The following is a 6,385-nucleotide window of genomic DNA, read 5'->3' as shown; positions in this document are numbered from 1 at the left end:
GAGGTGAAAAGGGGTGGTGCTAGACCGTGACGGGGGTCTTCACGGGCTCGGCTACGGGAGCCGACTTGATGGTGCGCCGCGTCAGTCCTGGTGAGACAACCCGGCGGGTGATGAATGCGAGAAGCTGATCGAAAAACAGGGCCAGCAGTGCAACGAGGACGGCGCCTGCGACCATTTGGCTGTAGTCGTTCTGGGCCTTGCCGTCGATCAGGAGACGACCCAGGCCGCCGAGCGAAATGTACGCAGCGATAGTCGCCGTCGAGATGATTTGCAGCAGGGCGCTGCGGACACCGGACAAAACCAGCGGAAGGGAGCACGGCAGCTGGACATCCGTGAGGATCTTCATGGTGCGGAAGCCCATGCCTTTGGCGGCGTCGACGGCGGCAGCATCCACCGCGCGAACACCGGCATAGGTGTTGGTCAGGATAGGCGGCACCGCCAGCAAGACCAGGACGATGAGGCTAGGCAGGACGTAGCCCATGCGGGAAGGGAACGCGGGCGAGATCAGCAGGACGAGGAGGATCAGCAGACCGACGCTGGGAAGTGCGCGGAGGGCATTGGCCAAGCCTGCGATCATGAACACGCCTTTGCCAGTGACACCAATGTAGATACCGAGGGGCACGGCAATCACGGCGGCAATGGCCAGGGCAATGAGGGAGTACAGGAGATGCTCGGCGATCAGCGTTGGGATGCCGTCGGCGCCACTCCAGTGCGCGGGGTCGAACAAGTAGTTCACGATGCCACCACCTTGGGGGTCCACGGTGTCAGCCACCGGTTGATGAGGATGATCAGCCCGTCCAGGATCATGGCGAGGACCACGCAAAGCACGATGCCCGCGATGATCGGCGTGTAGAAACGGAGCTGGAAGCCCTGCGTGAAGAGTGAGCCGAGCTGCGGGATGCCCAGCAGCGCAGCAACGGAGACGAGGCTGACGTTGGAGACGGCTGCAACGCGGAGCCCGGCGCAAATAACCGGGACGCCTACGGGAAGTTCGACTTTCAGCAGGCTCTGGTACCCGCGGTAGCCCATGGCTTTGGCGGCTTGGACAGTGTCCTCGGGAACGGAATCAAGGGCATCGGCCACTACGCGAACCAGCAGCGCCACGGTGTAGATGGTCAGTGCGGCAACAATGTTCATCGGGTCCAGAATCTTGGTGCCAAGGACCAGCGGAAGCAACACGAACAGTGCAAGCGACGGAACGGTGTAGAGCAGACCGGCCACGCCTACCAGCAGTGGGTAGATGCGGCGACTGCGGTGCGCCCACCAGCCAAGGGGCAGTGCAATGAGCAGCCCCAGGATCAGCGGGGTGACGGCCAGCAGGACGTGCCAGCCGAGCAGGAACACGATGTTATCGAACTGGCGGCCCAGCCACTCGAAGTTCATCGCGCCGTCTCCAAGTGTGGCTCGGCCTCGATGGCCTTGACGACGTCCGTGGCAGTCACGGTGCCCATCAGTTCACCGTGCTCGTTGACCACAACGCCGCGACGGCTGGGTGAGGAGAGCGCTGCATCGAGCAGTTGCCGCATCGTTCCGGAGGCAGCGGCCGGGATGCCGCTGAGGTTCAGGTTCTCGCGCTTCACCTCACCGTTCAGAAGATCCGGCTGCGCCCAGCCGAGCGGCTTCCTGCCGCCGTCGACCACCAACACCCAAGCACCAGACGCCTTGGCGCGGGCCTCGTCAACGGACGTACCGAGCTGCACCACAGCTTCTTCGCCGATGGCCACAGTGCCTGCGGTCTTGGTGAAACCGAGCGAGCGGTACCCACGGTCCCGGCCAACAAAGTCGGCAACGAACTCGTCCGCGGGAGAGGTGAGCAGCTCCGACGGCGAAGCCATTTGCGCCAGCTTGCCACCAACGCGCATCACAGCCACCTGATCGCCGAGTTTGAGGGCTTCGTCAATGTCGTGGGTGACCATGATGATGGTCTTCCCGATCTCTCGCTGCAGGCGAAGGAACTCCTCCTGCAGTTGTGCACGGACTACAGGGTCCACGGCACTGAAAGGCTCGTCCATGAGCATGAATGCGGGGTCTGAGGCGAGCGCCCGGGCGACACCAACGCGCTGCTGCTGTCCACCGGAAAGCTGCCACGGATACCGCTTGGCGAAGCTCGCCGGCAACCCTACGCGCTCCATCAATTCGAGCGCCTTGGTCCGGGCCTTCTGACGGCTTTCGCCGAGCAGGACCGGCATAGTGGATACGTTGTCCACGATGGTCTTGTGCGGGAAGAGGCCTGCGTGCTGGATGACGTAACCGATCCTGCGGCGGAGCAACGCTGCATCCATGCCGGAGGTGGGCTGGTCGTCAAGGTAGATGGTGCCGCTGGTGGGTTCGATGAGGCGGTTGATCATCCTCAGCGAGGTTGTCTTGCCGCAGCCGGAGGGACCGACCAGAATGGTCAGCTTGCCGGTGGGTGCCTCCAGATTGAGGCCGTCGACGGCGACAGTACCGTCCGGGTAGGCCTTGGTGACATTTTGAAACTTGATCATTTTGCTTCCATGCTTTCCTGGGGTAGCTCATGGTTTTCGGTGTTCAGGGTGAGGATGTTGTCAGCTTCCTCCACCAGTTGCTGGCCTATCTTGAGGGCCTTCAGCTCGTCCACGCGGTAGCTGGGAACCACGATGCTCAGAGATGCCACCGTGCGGCCCCCCATGACCACCGGGGCAGCGATGGCCGTGACGTCGTCCTCCACACCGCTGCGCACCACCGCAAAGCCGCGCCCAGGGTGTTCGCCCTTGAGCACTTGACCGGAAGCCGTGCCGGCGAGCGGGATGCTCCGCCCAACCCAGCTGGAGTGCCTGATCGAATGGGTGCCCTCCACGATCGCGATGTAGATTCCCGTGTCCCCAACCCCGGGAATACTTAGATAGCAGGATTCGCGTGTTGTTGCGACGAGGCGCTTCATGGCCGGCGTGCACAACGAGACAAGGGATTCCTTGCCGAGCGCGAGTGCACCCAGCTGGATGATGCTGGCCCCCGGCCGGAAGTTTCCGCCGTCGTCCCTTGAAACGAAGCCGCTGCCTTCCAGCGTGCGGAGAAGGCGAAGGGCGGTGCTCGGTGACAGGTCAACAACCCTGGCCGCGTCGCTCAGCGCAATGGCACCTTCCGAACAAACTGCCCCCAGGAGCGCGAGCGCCCTTTCTACTGTCCGGGTGGAGGAATCAGCCATCACACACCTTCGCTTTCCGTGGTCCACATCACAACTCTCTTGCCATTCAGTAAAAACCAAGTTTCATTAAATGGCAATGGTTTGAGGCTTTCTTACGCAGAAGATGACGACGGCGGCGCGCGGCCACCACATTCGGCCCGGATGCCGGCTTGGGGAATTGCGTTCAATAAGTTGACCCAAAACCCCTCGGAATATGTCCACACGCTCCCGGAGGGCCGCTCAGCCAACTCCCAGCAGCCGAACAGACTTCGATGCGTTAACAACGTGAATACATGTCACGTCGGTCACTTGACTGGAACTCGGCGGATATGACGTGCCACACTGTGTAGCGCGAGTGCACCGGCGTCCCCGTCGGAACAGCCGACGACGTCCTGCACTGCGATCCCACACCACAGTCCCCCAAGGGAGTCCCATGTCCAGTTCCAGCACCGAAGGCGCGCCCCAAGTCTCCCGGAAGGTGATCGGCCTGGCCGTTGCCGGCGCGGTGGGCGGCTTCCTCTTCGGCTTCGATTCTTCCGTGGTCAACGGCGCCGTGGACGCGATGGCAGACGAATTCGTCATGAGCGAGGCACTGACCGGGTTCGCCGTCGCGGTCGCTTTGCTGGGTTGTGCCGCAGGCGCCTACCTGGCCGGCAAGGTGGCCGACCGTTATGGGCGCATTCCCGCCATGAAGATCGGCGCACTTCTCTTCCTGGTGAGTGCTGTTGGAACGGGTCTTGCGTTCAGTGTTTGGGACCTCATCTTCTGGCGCCTGGTGGGCGGCTTGGGCATCGGGCTTGCCTCGGTAATCGCTCCGGCCTACATCTCGGAAATCTCCCCGCGGCACGTGCGCGGACGCCTGGCATCGCTCCAGCAACTCGCCATCACCACGGGTATCTTCGCAGCGCTGCTTTCCGACGCAGTGCTGGCCAATTCGGCCGGCGGCGCCGATGGCACCCTGTGGCTGGGCATCGAGGCGTGGCGCTGGATGTTCATCGCCTGCGCTGTTCCTGCAGCTGTGTACGGGTGGATCGCCTTCCGCCTGCCCGAGTCGCCGCACTTCCTGGTACTCAACGGCAAGGAAGACCAAGCCCGCACCATTTTCAACAAGCTGATCCCCGGCGACGACATCGAACGGCACATCCGCGAGATCCGCGAATCCATCCAGCAGGAGCAACTCTCCACCAAGAAGGGCTCGTTGCGCGGCAACAGGTTCGGTCTGCTGCCCGTGGTGTGGATCGGAATCATCCTGTCCGTGCTGCAGCAATTCGTTGGTATCAACGTGATCTTCTACTACTCCACCACGCTGTGGAAGGCCGTCGGATTCCAGGAGAAGGACTCCCTGACGATCTCCGTCGCCACGTCGGTCACCAATATCCTGGTGACCCTCGTAGCCATCGCACTCGTGGACCGCATCGGCCGCCGCCCCATCCTCCTGACCGGTTCCATCGGCATGGCCGTATCGCTTGGCGTCATGGCACTGGCCTTCTCCTCGGCGACCGGAACCGGCTCGGAAATCTCACTGCCCGGCGCATGGGGTCCGGTGGCCCTGGTTGCCGCAAACGTGTTCGTTATCAGCTTCGGCGCCTCATGGGGTCCGCTCGTGTGGGTGCTGCTGGGCGAGATCTTCCCCTCCCGCATCCGCGCCCGTGCGCTTGGACTGGCAGCTGCAGCACAGTGGATCGCCAACTTTGCCATCACGCTCAGCTTCCCCATCATGGCGGCAGGCTCCCTGCCGCTCACGTACGCCATGTACGCAGCGTTCGCGGCGGCGTCGTTCTTCTTTGTGATGTTCAAGGTTCCCGAGACGAACGGCATGTCCCTCGAGCAGGCCGAAACACTGTTCGTCCCCAAGGGTGCACCCGTGGCGCCACTGCCAGTTGCCTCAGACGAATCCAAGTGATTGCACACCCCAGATAGACATATAAAAGAGCCCCGCGGATTTCCGCGGGGCCCTTTTGTTCTGGACCTCTGGTTTGTTCCGGAACCCCGGGTCTAGACCAGGTGCGGCTCGTGCGACCTCAGGTAGTCGCGGCCTCCGAAAGCAATGACAATCGCGATCACCATAGCCACTGCTCCGGCGAAGAACGGCACCTGCGGCCCGAAGTGCTCGCCGAGCTGGGCCGCCGCGAACGGTGCCAACGCACCGCCCATCCAGCGCACAAAGTTGTAGCCGGCCGAAGCGACCGGACGCGGAGAATCAGACACGCCCATGGCCAGTTCGGTGTAGACCGTGTTGTTAATGCCCAGCAGGGCACCCGCCACGATGACAAGAACGACGACGGCAGTCACCGAGTGCCCCGCGGCCAATCCCAGCCCAATCAGGTCGAGCATGAGGACGGCGAGTGTGCCGGTCAGCACCTTTACGGCACCGAAGCGCTTCTGCAGTACGGGAGCGACGAAGACCGAGAACACTGCAACAGCAACGCCCCAGCCGAAGAACACTCCCCCGATTCCATAGGCGTCCATGCCCAGGATGAACGGGGTGAAGGCGAGGATGGTGAAAAATCCGTAGTTATAGAAGAGGGCACTGGCTGCGGTGGTTCGGAGTCCCTTGTGCCCGAGTGCCAGGAGTGGATCCCTGAGGCGGGACTTCCTGGCGGGAGCAGGCGTCTTTGGCAGCAGCGCCAGAAGGGCAATGAATGCTGCTGCCATCAGGACTGCGGTGCCGAAGAACGGTGCTCGCCACTGCCAGCCACCGAGGAGCGCGCCCAGCAGCGGGCCGAGCGAGATACCCAGACCCAGTGCGGCTTCATAGAGAATGATGGCCGTGCCGGTTCCACCGCTGGCGACGCCAACGATCACTGCAAGGGCCGTCGCCACGAACAGTGCATTGCCGAGGCCCCAACCTGCCCGGAATCCCACCAGCTGTTCAACACTGCCAGACAGGCCGGACAACGACGCGAACACCACAATGATCGCCAGTCCGATCAGCAGCGTCTTCTTCCCGCCGATGCGTGAAGACACGAAACCGCTGATCAACATCGCAATTGCCGTCACCAGGAAGTAGCTGGTGAACAGCAATGACACTTCACTGGTGGACGCCTCGAGGTTCTTGGCGATCGCCGGAAGGATGGGATCCACCAGCCCGATGCCCATGAACGCGAAGACGGCCGCGAGGGCGGTGGCCCACACCGCCTTAGGCTGTTTGAGGAAGGAGGCTTTTTCAGCCTCCAGCGTGGTTTCGATGGTTGTTTCGGCGCTTGCTGAAGCGTCAGCCAACTGGCGTGACATTCAATG

The 6,385-nt window shown here is 62.6% G+C and carries 6 protein-coding genes; 1 reads left to right on the top strand and 5 read right to left on the bottom strand.

The features are described 5' to 3' along the window. Nucleotides 1-19: 19 nt before the first annotated feature. From GVL04_RS16530 to GVL04_RS16515, 4 genes are read right to left on the bottom strand one after another with little or no spacing between them, the layout of a single operon-like run. Nucleotides 20-760 carry an ABC transporter permease gene (locus tag GVL04_RS16530; protein ID WP_235036329.1) on the bottom strand — a complete coding sequence of 247 codons (741 nt, stop codon included), beginning with the start codon at nucleotides 758-760 and terminating at the stop codon, nucleotides 20-22. Beyond that, nucleotides 733-1,383 (bottom strand): ABC transporter permease, encoded by a 651-nt coding sequence (locus tag GVL04_RS16525; RefSeq protein ID WP_159706543.1) that lies wholly within the window; start codon nucleotides 1,381-1,383, stop codon nucleotides 733-735. The genes GVL04_RS16530 and GVL04_RS16525 overlap by 28 nt, the downstream gene beginning before the upstream one ends. After that, on the bottom strand, nucleotides 1,380-2,486 hold the full coding sequence (locus GVL04_RS16520; RefSeq protein WP_159706541.1) for an ABC transporter ATP-binding protein: 1,107 nt from the start codon (nucleotides 2,484-2,486) through the stop codon (nucleotides 1,380-1,382). Before GVL04_RS16520 ends, GVL04_RS16525 begins: the two co-directional genes overlap by 4 nt. Beyond that, the gene (locus tag GVL04_RS16515; protein WP_159706539.1) at nucleotides 2,483-3,166 is read right to left on the bottom strand and encodes an IclR family transcriptional regulator; all 684 of its coding nucleotides are present in this window, start codon (nucleotides 3,164-3,166) and stop codon (nucleotides 2,483-2,485) included. Before GVL04_RS16515 ends, GVL04_RS16520 begins: the two co-directional genes overlap by 4 nt. A 412-nt stretch (nucleotides 3,167-3,578) precedes the next feature. Between GVL04_RS16515 and GVL04_RS16510 the strand changes: the two genes are divergently transcribed. Beyond that, entirely contained in the window at nucleotides 3,579-5,048 is a 1,470-nt protein-coding gene (locus tag GVL04_RS16510; RefSeq protein WP_159706537.1) for a sugar porter family MFS transporter, read from the top strand. Between the two features lie 92 nt (nucleotides 5,049-5,140). Here the strand turns inward: GVL04_RS16510 and GVL04_RS16505 are convergent, their stop codons facing one another. Continuing rightward, a complete protein-coding gene (locus tag GVL04_RS16505; protein WP_159706535.1) occupies nucleotides 5,141-6,379 on the bottom strand; it encodes an MFS transporter in 1,239 nt (412 codons plus the stop codon). Between the last annotated feature and the right edge of the window lie 6 nt (nucleotides 6,380-6,385).

Origin of the sequence: Arthrobacter sp. 18067 (genome assembly GCF_902706295.1) — a bacterium.
Taxonomy (GTDB): domain Bacteria; phylum Actinomycetota; class Actinomycetes; order Actinomycetales; family Micrococcaceae; genus Arthrobacter.
This window is presented reverse-complemented; position numbering and strand designations above follow the sequence as displayed.

Bases quoted from the DNA above. Each gene is read 5' to 3' on its own strand.
- GVL04_RS16525 (WP_159706543.1), bottom strand. From the start codon at position 1,383: ATGAACTTCGAGTGGCTGGGCCGCCAGTTCGATAACATCGTGTTCCTG.
- GVL04_RS16520 (WP_159706541.1), bottom strand. From the start codon at position 2,486: ATGATCAAGTTTCAAAATGTCACCAAGGCCTACCCGGACGGTACTGTC.
- GVL04_RS16515 (WP_159706539.1), bottom strand. From the start codon at position 3,166: ATGGCTGATTCCTCCACCCGGACAGTAGAAAGGGCGCTCGCGCTCCTG.
- GVL04_RS16510 (WP_159706537.1), top strand. From the start codon at position 3,579: ATGTCCAGTTCCAGCACCGAAGGCGCGCCCCAAGTCTCCCGGAAGGTG.
- GVL04_RS16505 (WP_159706535.1), bottom strand. From the start codon at position 6,379: ATGTCACGCCAGTTGGCTGACGCTTCAGCAAGCGCCGAAACAACCATC.